The sequence below is a fragment of the Kribbella sp. NBC_01484 genome (assembly GCF_036227145.1).
Classification (GTDB): Bacteria; Actinomycetota; Actinomycetes; order Propionibacteriales; family Kribbellaceae; genus Kribbella.
In genome coordinates this window covers 3110267-3126435 of sequence record NZ_CP109437.1, presented here as the reverse complement: position 1 = coordinate 3126435, position 16169 = coordinate 3110267, and the positions used below count along the sequence as shown (strand labels likewise).

Genomic DNA, 16169 nt, shown 5'->3' with positions numbered 1-16169 from the left:
ACCCGGACCCGCACCTGCTCCACTCGCCCCGAGCCCGCCCGCACCGGATCCACTCGCGCCCGCACCGCTCGAGGCCGCAGCACCCCTGGATCCGCCCGCACCACCGGCGCCGAGACCACCCGCGCCGGATCCACTGGCGCCCATGCCACCCATGCCGGGAGCACTCGCGCCGGGACCACTGGCCGGACCACCGACTCCAGAACCATCCACAGCCTGTACGCCGACCCCCGGACCACCGGCCGCAGAACCACCCGCGACCGAGCCACCGGCACCGGAACCTGCAGCCGACCCATCGGCTCCGCCACCCGTGCTCGTTCCACCCGCGGCCGAGCCGGCTCCGGAACCTCCGGCCGCCCCACCGGCCCCGGCACCCGTGCTCGGGCCGCCGGCGCCCGTGCCTGGACCGCCTGCGCCTGGGCTACCTGCCTGCGGGCCGCCTGGTCGGGGGCCGGCTGGTTGGTGTGCGCCGCCTGCGCCGGGATCGGTCGAGGGGTCGACGACGGCTTCGATCCGGCGGTTCAAGCCGATGGTGTCGATCATCGCCTGCCGGAGGATCTCGTCACTGCCGGAACGGGCGAAGCTCTCCCGCGCCCCCGCGTTCACCAATCCCAGCGTCAGTGTCTGATCGTCGACGGCGATGACCTGCGCGTTCTGGCTCAGCATGATCCAGGCGAACCGCCGCTTGCTCTTCACCGCCTCGAGCACCTCAGGCCACAACCGCCGAATATCCGCCAGCCCCACAGAACCACCAGACGTCGCCCCCGAGCCCCCACCCACCGGAGCACCAGCCGTCCCCGAAGCACCACCGACCGCCTGCCCAGCACCAACCACGGCCGCCGGAGCCGCAGACTCATCGCCCCACGCTCCGGTACGCCCTGCACCAGCTGCCACCGAACCGGATCCGGAAGCGCCGCCATCAACAGCACCCCCGCGCCCTGCGTCTCCCGTCCCAGCGCCGCGCCGCGACGTACCGGCACCCCCGCTGCCAGCGGTACCAACTGCACCACCCGTCGCCGTGCCACCACCGGCACCCGCGCCAGCTGCATCGCCTCCGGCCGCCGCGCTCGAGGAGCCAGCTCCGGATGCGGCGGCGCCTGGGCTGGCGTCAGCTGCCGGTGCAGGGGCCGCAGCGGCTCCGGCGTCCGCGGCGGGCTCGGCCGGCGTCGTACTGTCGGGTGCCGCGCCTACCGCACCAGCGGCGGCCCGGACTGGGGCTCGGCTGGGGGCAGCGTCCTGGACAGCTCCGCCGCCGAGACCCGTTGGGCCCGCAGGGGCGGCGTCTGGTGTAGTGGTGGGGACCCCGATGGTTAGGCGTCGTTCCATCCGGTCGAGGCGGGCCTGGATGCCGTTGGTGGAGTCGTCGGCACCGGGGAGGAGGACCTTGGCGCAGATGAGTTCGAGCTGAAGGCGGGGAGCCGTCGCGCCACGCATCTCCAGCAGACCGGCCGCGACGATGTCGGCCGCCCGGGTGAGCTCCGCCGAGCCGATCCCGGCGGCCTGGGTCTGCAAGCGCTCGCCCTGGTCCTCAGCGGCTTCGATCAGACCAGAGGCAACAGCATTCGGTACGGCGGACAGCACCACGAGATCCCGCAGTCGCCGCAGCAAGTCCTCCGCGAACCGCTTCGGGTCCTGCCCGGTCTCGATGACCTTCTCGATCGTTTCGAACACAGCCGCACTGTCATGCGCGGCGAACCCATCAACGCATGCGTCGAGCAACGAGTCCGGCGTGAACCCGAGCAGCGCGACGGCCAGCTCGTACGTCACTCCCTCCGGACCCGCGCCACCGATCAACTGGTCGAGCACACTCAGCGAGTCACGCACCGACCCTGCGCCCGCGCGCACGACCAGCGGCAGCGCGGCCGACTCGATCGCGACACCCTCGGACTGACACAGCGAGGCCATGTAGTCGCCGAGCACCTTCGGCGGCACCAGGCGGAACGGGTAGTGGTGGGTCCGGGACCGGATCGTCCCGATCACCTTGTCGGGCTCGGTGGTGGCGAAGATGAACTTGAGGTGCGGCGGCGGCTCCTCGACCAGCTTCAGCAGGGCGTTGAAGCCCTGCGTGGTCACCATGTGCGCCTCGTCGATGATGTAGATCTTGTAGCGGCTCTCGACCGGCGCGAAGAACGCCCGCTCACGCAGGTCCCGCGCGTCGTCCACACCACCGTGCGACGCGGCGTCGATCTCGATCACGTCGATGCTGCCGGGACCACCGCGCGCCAGGTCGGTGCATGATTTGCACACCCCGCACGGCTCCGCGATCGGGCCCTTCTCACAGTTGATCGCCCGCGCCAGGATCCGCGCGCTGGTGGTCTTCCCGCACCCGCGGGGCCCGGAGAACAGATAGGCGTGGTTCACCCGGTTGTTGCTCAGCGCGTTCCGCAGCGGCGCCGTGACATGGTCCTGCCCGATCACCTCGGCGAACGTCTCCGGGCGATACCGGCGGTACAACGCAAGGGGTGCTTCCACGCCCGCCACCCTAGCGCCGCGCCCCGACAAAACCAGCCTCGTCCCCGCGGTGCGCGAGTGGGGTGCGAGGGATGGGTGGAACCAGGACCGCCCTAAGGTGAGGCAGGTGGACACTGGGGACGAGTTGCAGCAGGCGGCGATCGGGCGAGCCCGAGAGGTGCTGCCCGAGGACGTGCGCATACTCGCGGTCTACCTGATCGGAAGTTACGGGACCGGCGAGGCGGACAGGTTCAGCGACGTCGACGTGCATCTGGTCGTGACGGACGAGAGCCTGGAGTGGTTCGTGGAGAACTGGGCCGACGTACTGCAGAAGGTCGCCGGGCCGACCGTCTTGGCGGATCGGGTGCCCGGGTTGATCGGTGGGCTCGGGATCACCGCCGACTGGCTCCATGTCGACCTGATCGTGCATCCGCTCAAGTCCTTCGATCGGTTCGGGTACGACGGTGTGCGGGTGCTGTTCGACCGGGACGGGACGTTGTTCCCGGAGGGCGACCTCCCGCGGAAGGGCGGTCGGCCCGGAGACCCGTACTGGCCGGCGGTCGCGGTCAACCTCTTCTTCTACTTCCTCGGGAACCTGGTCACGGTCCTCGGCCGCGACGAACGGATCGTCGCCAACCAGGGCATCGGGGCGGTCCGCGACCAACTCATCACCCTGATGCTCGCCGAGCGCGGCGTACGTCGTACCGGTGGGGCCAAGCGCCTCAACGCCTACCTCTCCGACGAACAACGCGCCGTCCTGGAAGCAATCCCCGCGGCCGGCACCGACCCCGCGGACATCGTCGCGGCCAACCAATACATCTGCCGGGAGTTCATCCGCCGCGGCACCGCCCTCGCCCACCAAACCGGCGAGCCGTGGCCGACCGAGTTCGTCGACGCGACCCTCGCCCACCTCCGCCGTCAGTTCGACGTGGACTTCAGCTGACGCCCCCGAGGAGCCGATGAGCGCCAACTGACGCGTCCACCCGAGCTACTCGAGGTGGTAGTTGGCGAAGCGGGTGCGGAGGTCCTTCTTGGAGAACTTCCCCACCGAGGTCTTCGGCACCTCCTCGATGAACTCGACGGCGTCGGGAAGCCACCACTTCGCGACCTGGGGGCGGAGGAAGTCCAGGATCTCCTCGCCGGTCACGGTTTCGCCTTCCTGGCAGACGATGCAGGCGAGGGGGCGTTCGTCCCACTTCGGGTGCGGGACGCCGATGACGGCGGCCTCCTTGACGGCCGGGTGGGCCATCAGGAGGTTCTCGAGCTCGACCGAGCTGATCCACTCGCCGCCTGACTTGACCAGGTCCTTGGTGCGGTCGACCAGGCGAACCGAGCCGAACTGGTCGATCGCGGCGACGTCGCCGGTCTTCATCCAGCCGTCCTCGGTGTTGAGCTGGGCGCCATCGTCCGGGCGGTAGTACTCGGCGGCGATCCACGGGCCGCGGACCTGCAGCTCCCCGGTGGCCTTGTCGTCCCAGGGCAGCGGAGTGATCGACCCGGGCTCGACGATCCGCACCTCGACCCCCGGCAGCGGCAGCCCCTGGCGGGCACGGAGCCGGGCCTTCTCGTCCTCAGCAAGCGCGTCGTACCGGGCCGGCACGTGCGACGCGGTCGCCACCGGGCTGGTCTCAGTCATGCCCCACGCCTGCAGGATCGGCCGACCGAGCCTCTCCCGGAAAGCCTCCGACAAAGCCGGCGGTACGGCGGATCCGCCACAAGGGATCCGCCGGAGCTTGGGCAACTCGACCCCGTCCAGCAACGGCAGCAGACCCTGCCAGATCGTCGGCACACCCGCCGACAACGTGACCTCTTGTTCTTGCAGCAACTTGAGGATCCCCTGCGGACTCATGTCCGGTCCCGGGAACACCAAGGACGCGCCGGCCATCGGCGCCGCGTGCGCGAGGCCCCAGGCGTTCGCATGGAACATCGGCACGACCGGCATCACGGTGTCGGTCTCGGTCAGGCCGAGACCGGCGTTCGTCAGGACGCCCATCGAATGCAGCCAGGTCGATCGATGTGAATACACGACGCCCTTGGGATGGCCCGTCGTACCGCTCGTGTAGCACATCGCGGCGGCCTGGTTCTCGTCATCGACGTGGAACTCGACCGGCTCGGCCGCGGCCAGCAGCTCCTCGTAGTCGTGGAACCGGGGATCATCCGGCACCTCCGCACCGGGTGCTCCCGGTGGGAGGTCGTCCATCACGACGACATGGCGGATCAGCGGCAGCCGCTCGAGCAGCGGCAGGAACAGCCCGAGCAGCGATTTGTCGACAAAAACGACCTCGTCCTCGGCATGGTTCGCGATGTAGACGACCTGGTCAGGGAACAGCCTGATGTTGAGCGTGTGCAGGACCCGGCCGGTGCACGGCGCGGCGAAGTACAGCTCGAGGTGGCGCCCAGAGTTCCACGCGAAGGTGGCGACTCGGCCGTCCGGACTAGTCCCGAGCGTGTCCAGGACACCGCCCAGGCGTCTGGTCCGCGCGGCCCAGTCGCCGTACGTCAGCTTCGTCGGCGCCGGCCCGCCGGTGTAAACGGTCTTGTCCGGGTAGAACTGCTCGGCCCGGAGAAAGATGGTGTCCAGGGACAGCTGGTAGCTCTGCATCAGACCCTTCATGCCAACACTGTGCCAGTCGCGATGCCACCTTGACCATGAAGCTAGCCGGACTTTCTCCGGCACTCTTCCGGCACTCGGAGCAACGAACGATCGCGGCACGGATAGATGACACAACATACGTGTCGTGTAATATATCGGCCATGAAGGTTGTCGAGGAGCTGCGTTATCTCGTGCTGGCGATCCAGCGCGAGGGCACCCGGCTGCTCGCCGCCGAGCTGCGACCGCTCGGAATCACACCGTCCCAGGCCGAGGTCCTGCGGGTCCTGCGCGATCACGGGCCGCTGACGCTCAACGCCCTCGGCGACCTGCTGGTCTGCGAGACCGGCAACAGCCCGAGCCGCCTCGTCGATCGGCTGGTCGGGCAAGGGCTGGTGAAACGTGGCATCGACAAGGTTGACCGGCGCTACCTCGCGCTCAGCCTGACCCCGCAGGGCCGGGCGCTGCACCGGCGCATCGTCACCGCGGAGAACCGCCTGCACCGGACCATGCACGACCTCGTCGCAGGTCAGGCGCTCGACGAGACCATCACCACGCTGCGCGCCGTCGCCGACGCGTTCCCCGCCGGGGCCGCGCTGGCCCGCCGGCGAGACCCCGAGTACGACCATCACCTCGCCGAGGAGAGATAGTCATGGAGCAAGCCACCGAGGCCATCCCCGCCGACCCGACGGCGATCCGGCACGTCCTGCTGGACGTGCTCGCGCTGCCGGAGTGGAACGAGGCGTTCCTGACCATCGACGGACCGGAGCAGGCGGAGCTAGGTGCGAGATACGCGCTGCAGGTGCGCCCGGGCCTGGCCGGCGAGTTGCAGTACACGGCGGTCGAGGCGGATCGGATCGAGATCACCTGGCAGGTCCCAGGGTTCCGCGAGGTCGGCATCTGGACCATCGGCCCGGACCGCCAGATCACTCACACGTTCGAGCAGTCCGGGCCGTTGGCAACGGTTCTGCGCCCGGCCTACCGCAACGTCGCCACCATCCGCCTGGCCCGCCTCGCCAACCGCGTCCGCCAACTCGCGCACACCGCCTGAGCGCTAGACGACCAGCGGCAGAGCGCGCTTGTGGGCGGTTCGCCGGTGGGTGCCGATGATCGTCGCGGCCGCCTTCTCGTCGATCTCGCGGCCTTCGAGGAAGTCGTCGATCTCGTCGTACGTGACGCCCAGGACGACCTCGTCGGGCACGCCCGGGTTGCTGGTCTCGAGGTCGGCCGTCGGCACCTTGCCGGTGATCTCGTCAGACGCGCCCAGGCGTGAGCCCACCTCACGGACCCGGCGCTTGGTCAGGCCGGACAACGGCGTGAGGTCGCAGGCGCCGTCGCCGTACTTGGTGAAGAACCCCATCACCGCCTCCGCCGCGTGATCCGTGCCGACGACGAGACCGCCGCGTGCCCCGGCGACGACGTACTGCGCGATCATCCGCTGCCGTGCCTTGATGTTGCCGACGTGGAAGTCCTCCCGGGCGCCGAGCCCCGCGTGCCGGACCGACTCGACCATGGCGTCCGTGGCCGGCTTCACGTCGACCACGAGCGTCTCGTCCGGCTTGATGAACTCCAGCGAGCGCTGCGCGTCCACCTCGTCCGCCTGGACGCCGTACGGCAGCCGCATCGCGATGAACGTCGCCTGACCGCCCTCCGACCGCACCCGCTCCACCGCCAGCTGGCAGAGACGGCCCGCAGTCGCAGAGTCGACCCCGCCGCTGATGCCGAGCACGTACGACGTCACGCCGTTCCGCCGGACCTGGTCGGCCAGGAACTCCACCCGGCGCTCGATCTCGGTGTCCGGATCGAACGACGCGGTGACGCCGAGCTCGGCGATGATCAGTTCCTGCAGGTAACGGCGCTCGGCGCTCATCGGGCTCCCTCGCTGTGGTCGGTCGAAGCGCCACCAGCCTAGACAGCCCGGACATGAGGATTCCCCGCGCACCCGGAAGAGCTCACTTACCCTTGCTGCCTTCCGGCCCTGGGGGAGTTGGGCGAGATACCGCCACGCGGGGAACCGGAGACGAGTGTACGGGATCTCCTCCGCAGGCCCGAAATCCCGCCCCCCGGACTACTCTGGTTGCGTGACGGATCATCAATTCGGCCCGTTCGGGATCTCGACGGGTCTGGACAGCAGCGAGCAGTCGATCGAGGCCGCGCGGGCGGCCGAGGCGCTCGGGTATCCCGCGATCTGGCTGTCCGGCGGCCCGCTGCCGGGACTCCAGACCATCGTCGATCTGGTCGGCGCGACCACCTCGATCAAATTCGTCAGCGGCATCCTCGCGGTCGTGAGATACAGCGCGGCCGACGTCAGTACGACGTACGCCGCGCTGGAAGCGTCCGCACCGGGCCGGTTCACGGTCGGACTGGGCGGAGCGCACGGCCCCAAGCCGCTCGCCACCCTCAATGCCTACCTGGACGAGATTGACGTACCAATGGAGCGGCGTGTGCTCGCAGCGCTCGGCCCGCGGATGCTGGAGCTGGCGCGGGACCGGTCCGCCGGTGCGTACCCGTTCCTGATCAGTGCTGCGTACGCCGCTGAGGCACGCAAGGTACTCGGCCCGGACAAGCTGCTGTCGGTCAGCCACCTCGTCGTACTGGAGTCAGACGCGGACCGGGCCCGGGCGATCGCACGGGACACCATCGGCTTCTTCCCACGGATCCCCGGGTACGCCGCCTCCCTCGAGCGGCAGGGATTCAGTGCGAAGGACCAGGCTGAGCTCCCGGATCAGATGGTCGACGCACTGGCCGCATGGGGTACGCCGGCCGACATCAAGGCGAAGCTGACCGAGCATCTGGACGCCGGAGTCGACCACGTCGCGGTCAACGTGATCACAGGTGTCACCGGTCCTCAGCCGGTCGAGCAGTGGAGAGCGTTAGCCCCCACGCTGCTTGCGTAGCAGCGCCGGGATCCAGTGGTCGCCGTACCGGCTCTGGAGCTCCGGCTGCTTCCAGTCCTCACCCGTGATGACGCCTCGGCATAGCGGTGAGCCACAGGTGCAGTGCAGCTCGTAGTCCACACCGGTAGAGGTCCCGTAGTCGCTCGTCACCTCGTCGCCCACCCCGATGTCCCGGCGGGCCTCGAGCGTGACGGCGTCGATCCACCACATGTTCGGGTCACAACTGTGGTTGCCATAAGCAATCACAGGGCGGGGGTCGTTGCTCAGCACAAGGTGTTCGTCCTCGCCGATCGTGATCGTGTCGACGGGCGGACGCTTCAGGAGTTCACGGAGCTCCGCCGTGTTGACCCGGCGGCCGTACAGTTGGCCGACGACTTCGCCCTTGGCGATCGGCTGCGTCGCGAACAGGCCCTTGCCAGCGACGGAGCACTCCCGCACCTCCAGCGCGGGATGCGCCCAGGTCAGCTGCTTCTCGTAGAGGCGTGCGGTCGACTCCAGTTTGTCGTAGCGATACGGCCGCTCCTCACCGGTGGCCGTAAACCCCTGCCGCAGCCAGAAGCCCGTCGCGATCCGCGCGTTCGTGTCCACGATCGCGAGCCGGATCGTCCGCACTTCGGGCCACGAGGTCTCGACGTGCCGCTGGACTTCTTCGTACGTCGCTCTGCCGAGACCGCTGCCCTGGTGGTTCCAGTGAACTTCGAGCAGGCCGATGAAGGCGGTGTGGTCGTTCGGATAGCCCCTGAGCAGGTCGACGACGGCAACCAACCGGTTAGCGACAAACGCGCCGAGGACGACCTTCCCCTCCTCGGGCAGGCCCTCCGGTCGCATCATCAACAGGCTCTGCGCGTCCGCGGGTCCCGGCGGGTAGCCGGTGATCCGCTCGGTGTAGCCCGGGTCGGACTCGATCAACTCTTGCAAGGCATCCACGTCGCCCGGTGCGATCGGGCGCAGTACAAGGCTCATTTCTCCAGGTCCTCGATAGTGCCGGCCATGATCGCCCGGACGTTGGCTGTGACGCGGTCCGCCGGCCAGTCCCACCAGGCGATCCGGAGCAGCCGGGCAACGTCGTCGTCGGAGAACCGCCGGCGGATCAGCTTGGCCGGATTCCCACCGACGATCCCGTACGGCGGTACGTCGTCGACCACCACCGCACCAGACGCGACGATCGCACCGTCGCCGATCGTCACGCCGGGCATCACCAGGCTGCGGTATCCGAACCACACGTCGTTCCCGACCACGGTGTCGCCGCGGCCCGGCAGTCCGGTGATCAGGTCGAAGTGCTCCGACCACGCACCACCCATGATCGGGAACGGGAACGTCGACGCCCCGTCCATCCGGTGGTTCGCACCGTTCATGACGAACGTCGTGCCCTCGCCGAGTGCGCAGTACTTGCCGATGCGCAGCCGCTCCGGACCGTAGTGGTAGAGCACGTTGTTCGTCTCGAAGGCGGTGGGGTCACGCGGGTCGTCGTAGTACGAGTAGTCGCCCACCTCGATCAGCGGCGACGTCACCACCGCTTTCAGCAGCACCACGCGGTCTGTGGCGGGCATCGGGTGTACGACGTTCGGATCCGGTGCACCGTGCATACCGCGACCCTAGATGAGGAGGCTGACCACCAGCAGCCCGATTTCACCTTCCTGTGCACCCTCGCGTATTCTCTGCGCTTGGAGGATTCGCCTAGAGGCCTAGGGCGCACGCTTGGAAAGCGTGTTGGGGGCAACCCCTCACGAGTTCGAATCTCGTATCCTCCGCCACTCCCCCGGAGTCAAGAAGCCGCAGGTCAGAGCGTGGTTTCGAGCTCTACAGGGATGAGCAAGGAAGAAGGCCGGTCGCATCCGCGATCGGCCTTCTCTCGTTCAGGGTCTCAACCAGGGTCCGGGACGGGCTCACCAACGGCGGCCGGTGGATGTCCTGTCAACCTGGAGCGATAGCTGCGAGCCTGGGACCGCTACAGCTGATCAACCGGGAGCGCCAGGAGGAGCGATGTCCGAGGAAAAGATAGAGCACGCGGTTCAGCAGGCGCTGACTCGTGAGGGGATCGCCGATGAGGTGATCGCTGCGGGCCAGTTCAGCCCCCGCGGCCAGACCGGCTCGCTCTTCGCCGGCGGTTTGGCGGGCGGCAGCTTGGGCGAAGTCGGTGGCTCGGTAGGTGGAGCCGTCGGTGAGGCCGCGGGCGTGATCGGTGGCATGCGCGCGAACGCGGCCGCTCACGGGATGCCCGAGTTCATGTTGGTCGGAGTGACCGCCGACGGGGTTTACGGCTTCGAGGGCCGGTCGCGCAGCAAGGAGCCCGGCGCGATGGTCTTCAAGGTCGCGAGGGCAGGGCTGGAGGTGAGCGTCCACCAGCGAGTGAACGTCAGGGTGCTCGAGCTGATCCATCCCGAGAGCGACTCGCGGATCGAGCTCGAGGGCAGCAGGATCCCGCTGACCCATTCCAAGGACGTGATCGAAGCGCTCTCCGAGGGCTAGTCACAGCGATACGCCCGGGGGGCGTTCAGCTTGAGCTTCTGCTCCGCGCCGGGCGTACTTAGAGTGTTCTCGTGAGTCTGTTGTCGAACGGGCGGTACAGGCACGGCCTCAGGTCGATGGTGGGGCGCGATGCCACCGAAAGTGGACGGGCGGCGACTCCACTCGAGTTGCTCTACGACCTCACATTCGTCGCAGCGTTCGGTGTCGCTGCCGGCGAGCTTGCCCACGGTGTCAGCGGAGGCCACCCCGCCGCTGCGACCGTGAGCTTCATCATTGCGATGACGACCACAGTGTGGGCGTGGACGAACTTCACCTGGTTTGCATCCGCCTTCGACAACGACGACTGGCTTTTTCGAGTTCTCACCATGATCCAGATGGCCGGAGTCCTGGTCTTGGCCATCGGATTGCCGCCGCTCTTCGCGTCGATCGAGAGCTCCGGAGATGTCGACATCGGACTCGTGGTCGCCGGGTACGTCGTTATTCGGGTGGCCGTCGCGCTCCAGTGGGTACGCGCCGCGCACGATGACCCACAATACCGGCGACCGGCCTTCATCTATGGTGTGGTTGTAGGCCTCGCGCAGCTCGGGTGGATACTTCTCGCGCTGAGTCATTTCACGGTGGTTCCTTCACTCGTGGTTATCGGTGTCCTCTTCACCATCGAATCGCTGGGTCCGGTCGTCGCCGAGGCAAGGGGCAGGTCGAACGGGGGTGTGACGCCGTGGAATCCCCATCACTTGGCTGAGCGATATGCGCTCCTCACGATCATCGCCCTCGGTGAGACGGTCCTGGGGACTCTGTCCGCCGCGACGCAGATCTCGGCGCTCCACGGATGGACGGTCGATGCTGTGGTCGTCATTGCTGCCGGCGTCGCGATGTCCTTCGCACTGTGGTGGGTCTACTTCCTGGTGCCGCACGGACTCGCCCTCCGCGCTCGCCGCAAGAAGGTGGTGCCCTGGGCGTACGGACACATTGCCCTGTTCATTGCCGTCGCGGCGACAGGCGCAGGCCTCCATGTCGTCGGCGGCGTCTATGATCCTGATCATCCCGTCCAAGTGCGGACGGCAGTAGTCGCTGTCGCCGGCCCCGTGCTGCTCTTCATGCTCACCCGCTACCTCTTGTTTGCGTGGCTCATCTCCTCACTTCCACGTAGCGTCCTACTTCACTTGGCCGTATTGATTCTCCCGATCATCGCGATCGTCCTTGCGTCTGTCGGGTCGCCGCTGTGGGTGTGCCTTCTTCTCACCCTGGCCTGTCCCGTCACAGTGATCGTGACCTACGAATTGGGCGGATGGCGCGCCCACGAGATGCAGCTCGCCGGACTCCTGGCACCTCCAGCATCGTCCGAACGAAAGGCTTGAGCAGTGGCAGACGCAGAAGCAGCTCATGGCGACCTCACCGACAAACTGGCGGCAGGAGTCAGCGATCGCGGCATCACACTTGCCTACGGCGACAAGCAGACGATTGATGGGGTCGATATCATCCCCGTCGCGTTCGTCAGCTACGGATTCGGTGGTACCCAGGGCTCGCCGAAACTCGGCGACGGCGGAGGGGGCGGTGGCGTCGCGATTCCGCTGGGCGCGTACGTCGGCGGCGCGGACGGCGTTCGCTTCCGGCCGAACACGATCGCCGCGCTTGCTGTCGCCATTCCCGTCATCAGCACTCTGGGATGGGCTATCTCCAGGGTGGTAAAGGCGGCGAAATGAGTATCGTCCCCGCGCGAGCGTGGCTTTGGTCTCTGGGAGGATGACACAAAGCCGGGGCGGCTCTCTGGTTTGGGAGCCGCCCCGGAGTCGGCTCGTTGGTCAGTGAACCGTGGGCCGGGTCGGGGTGATTCGGGTGCTGACGGAGGTCCAGGTGACGATGTCGCCGCGTTTCAGGGGCATCGGGTCACCGTCGCCGTTGAGTGGTGCCGTGATGGTGGCGACTTCGCGAAGCCCGAGGAACTGGCCGGTTCGGGAGTTGATGATCAGTTCCTTGCGGATGCCGAACTGCTCCACGAGGCTGATGGCGCGGCCGCTCTTACCATCGAGGTTCACCGCATCGGCCTGGAGTTGAATGCCGGGAATCTGACGGGCTGCCTCGTACAGGGCAGCGCGAAGATCGGCCGGCGCGATCCCCGAGGCCAGGATGGTGACCATGCTGTCGAACACCCTGGCGTTTGCCACCTTGGGATCCATGTGCGGGTAACGAAGCATGTGATTCTGCTCGCGCAGCGCCGCCAGGAGCGCGGACGGATCCCGTGGCAGCCGGGCGAGATAGTCGCCGGACGGGTGGAACAGGCTGGGTCTGCAGACGTTCCCCCTCCCTCGGGGGGCGATGGATCCGCCCTCCATTCCCACCCCGCAGGCATCGCGGGACCTGAGGGTCTCGGGCTTGATGTTCAAGGGGTCGGTCTTGTTCCAGAGCGTTCTGGCCGCCTCACTGGAGAACGTCTTCTTGGCGTTGAGCACCATAATGACGGTGTACGGCGGGTTCTGGTCAGGGGTGACCCACCAGTCGGTCACGTTGAGGCTGGTGCCATGGAACTTGTTGCCTGGCCCGAAGTTCCACGTGCGCTGGGTTCGTTGGGTGATCTGGCGATAGTGACCGGGTGGGATCGGCGCGTCGGGGTTGGCGCTGGTGTGTGCGGCGGCGGTGGCCAGGAAGGTGCTGGCGTCAGCGATGGCGCCAGGTGTCGCCGTACCCCCGTCCCGGGTGACCACATCGTTGACCAGGAAGCCGGCGGCCAGCGTCGCGGCCAACGCACCGGCAACCAGCACCCGGCGTCGGGCCGTGGAGCGGCGGCGGACAGGAGGCTGGGGCACCAGACGCTGGCGGGCGCGGGCCAGTGCGACCGGATTGGGAGGGGGAACGTCGTCGCGCACCCGCTTGAGCAGGTCGATCTCGTTCATGATGGGTTCTCCAGGAAGTCGGGGCCGAGAGCCGCACGCAGGGCTCGACGGGCTCGGTGCAGGCGGGACGCGACAGTCCCGACGGGGATGTCCAGGGCGTCGGCGATCTCGGGGTAGCTGAGGTCTTCCCAGGCGTAGAGCAGCAAGACGTCCCGCTCACTCTGCCGCAGGCCGGCCAGTACTCCGGCCAGCGCACGAGAGGCGGATTCTGCGTCGACCCGGGAGGCAACCTCCGCCGCGAGGATGTCCGCGCCGTCGAGGGATACACCCGGATCGGAGCGCGAGTACGCACGGTACTGGCGGACCTCGTCTCGCCGTCGGCGGCGGACCAGATTGGTGGCGATCCCGTAGAGCCAGGGCAGGGCACCTGCCGAGGACTCGTGGTAACGGTGTCTGCGTTCGAAGGCGATCAGGAACGTCTGACCGACCAGGTCGTCAGCCTCGCTGCTGCCGAGTCGACGGGCGACGTAGCGGTGGATCGCGACGGCATGCCGATCGAACAGCAGGGCGAAGTCCTGCGGTGCATCCTGACTGGACGAGATGAGTTGGGCATCCGGGTCCGTCGTCGGGCTCGGCGCCGGGGTCAGGGCAGGCCTCGGCGGCGGATGGTGTTCGGGTGGCATGCGTTCAAGGGCGAACGATGCCGCTTGGGGTCGGTTCACAATGGCTTCTGCCCGATCGGCCGACAGCACTTCTCGCCCACCCAGAAACCATGCCAGGACCGCGACCCACTCCCTCTCGTCCAAGGGGTGACGTGCGTCACGTCGTGTCAGGGGTTGGGGGTCGGCGGTGTCTTGAGGGCATGAGTGAACACGAGACACAGCACAAGGTCGTCGTCATCGGTGGTGGGTATGCCGGGACGCTCGCGGCCAACCATCTGCGGATGCGCGACGGCGTCGACATCACCCTGGTCAACCCGCGACCGGATTTCGTCGAACGGGTGCGGCTGCACCAGTTCGTGGCCGGCACCGACGACGCCACGATCGACTACGGGACATTGCTCGGCGAGGGCATCCATCTGGTCGTCGACAGCGCCCTGCGGATCGACACCGCCGCCCGCGCGGTGCAACTGGTGTCGGGCCGCACGCTGCAATACGACTACGTCATCTATGCGGTCGGCAGCACCGCGGCGATCCCGTCATCAGTGCCTGGCGCGGCCGAATTCGCTTACCCGATCGCCGAGTTCGAGGTTGCGCGGCGGCTGCGCGCCAGGCTGGACGAATTGCCCGTCGACTCTCCGATCACCGTGGTCGGCGGTGGACTGACCGGCATCGAGACGGCCGCCGAGCTGGCCGAGCAAGGACGCGAGGTCACCCTGGTGTGTGGTGGAACCCTGGTGCCGTCCTGGAGTTCTCCGGGTCGCCGGTACGCCGCCAAGTGGCTGTCCCGGCACGGTGTCACCGTGCGCGAAACTGACGCTGTGACCGAGGTCCGGCGGGATGCGATCGTCGTTGCCGACGGTACGACGCATTCGAGCGCACTGACCATCTGGGCGACCGGTTTCGGCGTACCGGAGTTGGCGGCCGCGAGCGGGCTGCGTACTGACTCGCTCGGCCGGCTGCTCACCGACGAGACGTTGACCAGCGTCGACGACGACCGGGTGATCGCCGCCGGAGATGCCGCGGCACCGTCGGGTCAACCGCTGCGAATGAGCTGCCAGGCCGCCGGACCGCTGGGGGCGCAGGCCGCCAACACTGTGCTGAGCCACATCGCGGGGACCGAACCGGCGGTGATCAACCAGGCCCTCACCGGGTCGTGCGTCAGCCTCGGCCGGCACGCCGCCATGCGGCAGCTCGCCCGCAAGGACGACACCGTGGTGAACATCTACATCGGTGGTCGACTGGGTGCCGCGATCAAGGAGAAGACCTGCAAGCTCGCGGTGTCGAGGATCCGTCGCGAGGCCCGCGAGCCGGGTTCCTGGGCCTGGATCAAGGGCGGTCGGCAGCTGGAGCGTCCGCAGGTGGTCACGTCCCCATGACCACCGACGAGCATGCCGAGCGGTTCACTCTGTTGCGGCCGCTGCTGTTCACGATCGTCTACGAGATCCTCGGCTCCGCCACCGAATCCGACGACGTACTGCAGGACAGCTATCTGCGGTGGGCTGAGGTGGACCTCGCGACGGTGCGGGACACCAGGTCGTACCTGGCGCGGCTGGTGACCCGTCAGACGCTCAACACGTTGCGGGCGAGCACACGCCGGCGCGAGGACTACGTCGGCCCCTGGCTGCCCGAACCGCTGCTGCTCGACGAGAACGACCCGTCGGCCGACGTGGTGCTCGCCGAGTCGGTGTCGATGGCCATGCTCGTACTGCTCGAAACACTTACCCCCGACGAGCGTGCGGTGTTCGTGCTGCGCGAGGTGTTCGGCTTCGGGTACGACGAAGTCGCGGCCGCTGTGGGCAAATCCGTCGCGGCGGTCCACCAGGTCGCGCACCGCGCGCGCGAACACGTGCAGGCGCGACGCAGGCGATTCCAGCCCGTCGACACCGCGAAGACCGCGCGGATCACCGAGCAGTTCATGACCGCGACGGCGACCGGTGACCTGGCGGGGCTGCTCGACCTGCTCGCGCCGGACGTCGTCTGGACCGCCGACAGCGGCGGCAAGGTCACCGCGTCGCGCCGGCCGGTGGTGGGCGCGCGGAAGGTGGCTGCCGTCCTGATGGATCTCTTCCGCACCGGTCGGGAGAGGCCCGGCCTGCGGCTCCAGATGGCCAACTACAACAACGCGCCCGCGATGGTCGCCAACCTCGGCGACCACCCCGAAGGCGTTCTGCTGATCGAGATCACCGGCGAGAAGATCACCAACCTGTACGTCATCCGCAACCCGGACAAGCTCGTCGCGATGACGGTCCCGCGTCAGATCAGCCGCTGAGGT

At 68.0% G+C, this 16169-nt stretch carries 15 protein-coding genes, 1 tRNA gene, 1 other RNA gene and 1 pseudogene; 10 read left to right on the top strand and 8 right to left on the bottom strand.

The features are described 5' to 3' along the window. Positions 1 to 87 precede the first annotated feature (87 nt). A pseudogene (locus OG555_RS15480) lies at positions 88 to 2499 on the bottom strand (DNA polymerase III subunit gamma and tau); the annotation flags it as partial. 76 nt (positions 2500 to 2575) lie between these two features. On the opposite strand from OG555_RS15480, the gene OG555_RS15475 reads away from it, so the two are divergent. Continuing rightward, a complete protein-coding gene (locus OG555_RS15475; RefSeq protein ID WP_329483582.1) occupies positions 2576 to 3391 on the top strand; it encodes an aminoglycoside 6-adenylyltransferase in 816 nt (271 codons plus the stop codon). A 45-nt stretch (positions 3392 to 3436) separates the two neighbouring features. Here OG555_RS15475 and OG555_RS15470 read toward each other — a convergent pair whose 3' ends face one another. After that, positions 3437 to 5062 (bottom strand): long-chain fatty acid--CoA ligase, encoded by a 1626-nt coding sequence (locus OG555_RS15470; protein ID WP_329483581.1) that lies wholly within the window; start codon positions 5060 to 5062, stop codon positions 3437 to 3439. A gap of 140 nt (positions 5063 to 5202) precedes the next feature. Between OG555_RS15470 and OG555_RS15465 the strand changes: the two genes are divergently transcribed. Together OG555_RS15465 and OG555_RS15460 are read left to right on the top strand one after the other, a co-directional pair. Then, a complete protein-coding gene (locus OG555_RS15465) occupies positions 5203 to 5688 on the top strand; it encodes a MarR family winged helix-turn-helix transcriptional regulator (protein WP_329483580.1) in 486 nt (161 codons plus the stop codon). A 2-nt stretch (positions 5689 to 5690) separates the two neighbouring features. Continuing rightward, positions 5691 to 6089 (top strand): hypothetical protein, encoded by a 399-nt coding sequence (locus OG555_RS15460; protein WP_329483578.1) that lies wholly within the window; start codon positions 5691 to 5693, stop codon positions 6087 to 6089. Between the two features lie 3 nt (positions 6090 to 6092). Here OG555_RS15460 and nadE read toward each other — a convergent pair whose 3' ends face one another. Next, complete coding sequence (gene nadE, locus OG555_RS15455) at positions 6093 to 6908, bottom strand: ammonia-dependent NAD(+) synthetase (protein WP_329483577.1); 816 nt, start codon at positions 6906 to 6908, stop codon at positions 6093 to 6095. Between the two features lie 52 nt (positions 6909 to 6960). After that, positions 6961 to 7057: signal recognition particle sRNA small type (gene ffs / locus OG555_RS15450), an RNA gene on the bottom strand. A gap of 62 nt (positions 7058 to 7119) precedes the next feature. Between ffs and OG555_RS15445 the strand changes: the two genes are divergently transcribed. Then, positions 7120 to 7935 (top strand): TIGR03620 family F420-dependent LLM class oxidoreductase, encoded by an 816-nt coding sequence (locus OG555_RS15445; RefSeq protein ID WP_329483575.1) that lies wholly within the window; start codon positions 7120 to 7122, stop codon positions 7933 to 7935. On the opposite strand, the gene OG555_RS15440 is transcribed toward OG555_RS15445, so the two are convergent. Both OG555_RS15440 and OG555_RS15435 read right to left on the bottom strand, forming a co-directional pair. Next, complete coding sequence (locus OG555_RS15440) at positions 7912 to 8898, bottom strand: GNAT family N-acetyltransferase (protein ID WP_329483574.1); 987 nt, start codon at positions 8896 to 8898, stop codon at positions 7912 to 7914. The genes OG555_RS15445 and OG555_RS15440 overlap by 24 nt on opposite strands. Continuing rightward, positions 8895 to 9521, bottom strand: a complete 627-nt coding sequence (locus OG555_RS15435; RefSeq protein WP_329483573.1) for a CatB-related O-acetyltransferase — start codon at positions 9519 to 9521, stop codon at positions 8895 to 8897. Before OG555_RS15435 ends, OG555_RS15440 begins: the two co-directional genes overlap by 4 nt. 80 nt (positions 9522 to 9601) lie before the next feature. Between OG555_RS15435 and OG555_RS15430 the strand changes: the two genes are divergently transcribed. From OG555_RS15430 to OG555_RS15415, 4 genes are all read left to right on the top strand, one after another. Continuing rightward, positions 9602 to 9689: transfer RNA gene (locus OG555_RS15430), tRNA-Ser, on the top strand. Between the two features lie 229 nt (positions 9690 to 9918). After that, positions 9919 to 10404 (top strand): hypothetical protein, encoded by a 486-nt coding sequence (locus OG555_RS15425; RefSeq protein WP_329483572.1) that lies wholly within the window; start codon positions 9919 to 9921, stop codon positions 10402 to 10404. Between the two features lie 71 nt (positions 10405 to 10475). Next, positions 10476 to 11762, top strand: coding sequence for a low temperature requirement protein A (locus tag OG555_RS15420; RefSeq protein ID WP_329483571.1), 1287 nt, complete (start codon positions 10476 to 10478; stop codon positions 11760 to 11762). Between the two features lie 3 nt (positions 11763 to 11765). Next, complete coding sequence (locus tag OG555_RS15415; protein WP_329483569.1) at positions 11766 to 12107, top strand: hypothetical protein; 342 nt, start codon at positions 11766 to 11768, stop codon at positions 12105 to 12107. 99 nt (positions 12108 to 12206) lie between these two features. Here OG555_RS15415 and OG555_RS15410 read toward each other — a convergent pair whose 3' ends face one another. Together OG555_RS15410 and OG555_RS15405 are read right to left on the bottom strand one after the other, a co-directional pair. Then, positions 12207 to 13295 carry a CU044_5270 family protein gene (locus OG555_RS15410; RefSeq protein ID WP_329483568.1) on the bottom strand — a complete coding sequence of 363 codons (1089 nt, stop codon included), beginning with the start codon at positions 13293 to 13295 and terminating at the stop codon, positions 12207 to 12209. Next, positions 13292 to 13918 (bottom strand): RNA polymerase sigma factor, encoded by a 627-nt coding sequence (locus OG555_RS15405; RefSeq protein ID WP_329483566.1) that lies wholly within the window; start codon positions 13916 to 13918, stop codon positions 13292 to 13294. The genes OG555_RS15410 and OG555_RS15405 overlap by 4 nt, the downstream gene beginning before the upstream one ends. A gap of 179 nt (positions 13919 to 14097) precedes the next feature. On the opposite strand from OG555_RS15405, the gene OG555_RS15400 reads away from it, so the two are divergent. Next, positions 14098 to 15273: an NAD(P)/FAD-dependent oxidoreductase gene (locus tag OG555_RS15400; protein WP_329483565.1), complete on the top strand. Its 1176-nt coding sequence runs from the start codon at positions 14098 to 14100 to the stop codon at positions 15271 to 15273. Beyond that, a complete protein-coding gene (locus tag OG555_RS15395) occupies positions 15270 to 16166 on the top strand; it encodes an RNA polymerase sigma-70 factor (protein ID WP_329483563.1) in 897 nt (298 codons plus the stop codon). The genes OG555_RS15400 and OG555_RS15395 overlap by 4 nt, the downstream gene beginning before the upstream one ends. The last annotated feature ends 3 nt before the right edge of the window (positions 16167 to 16169 follow it).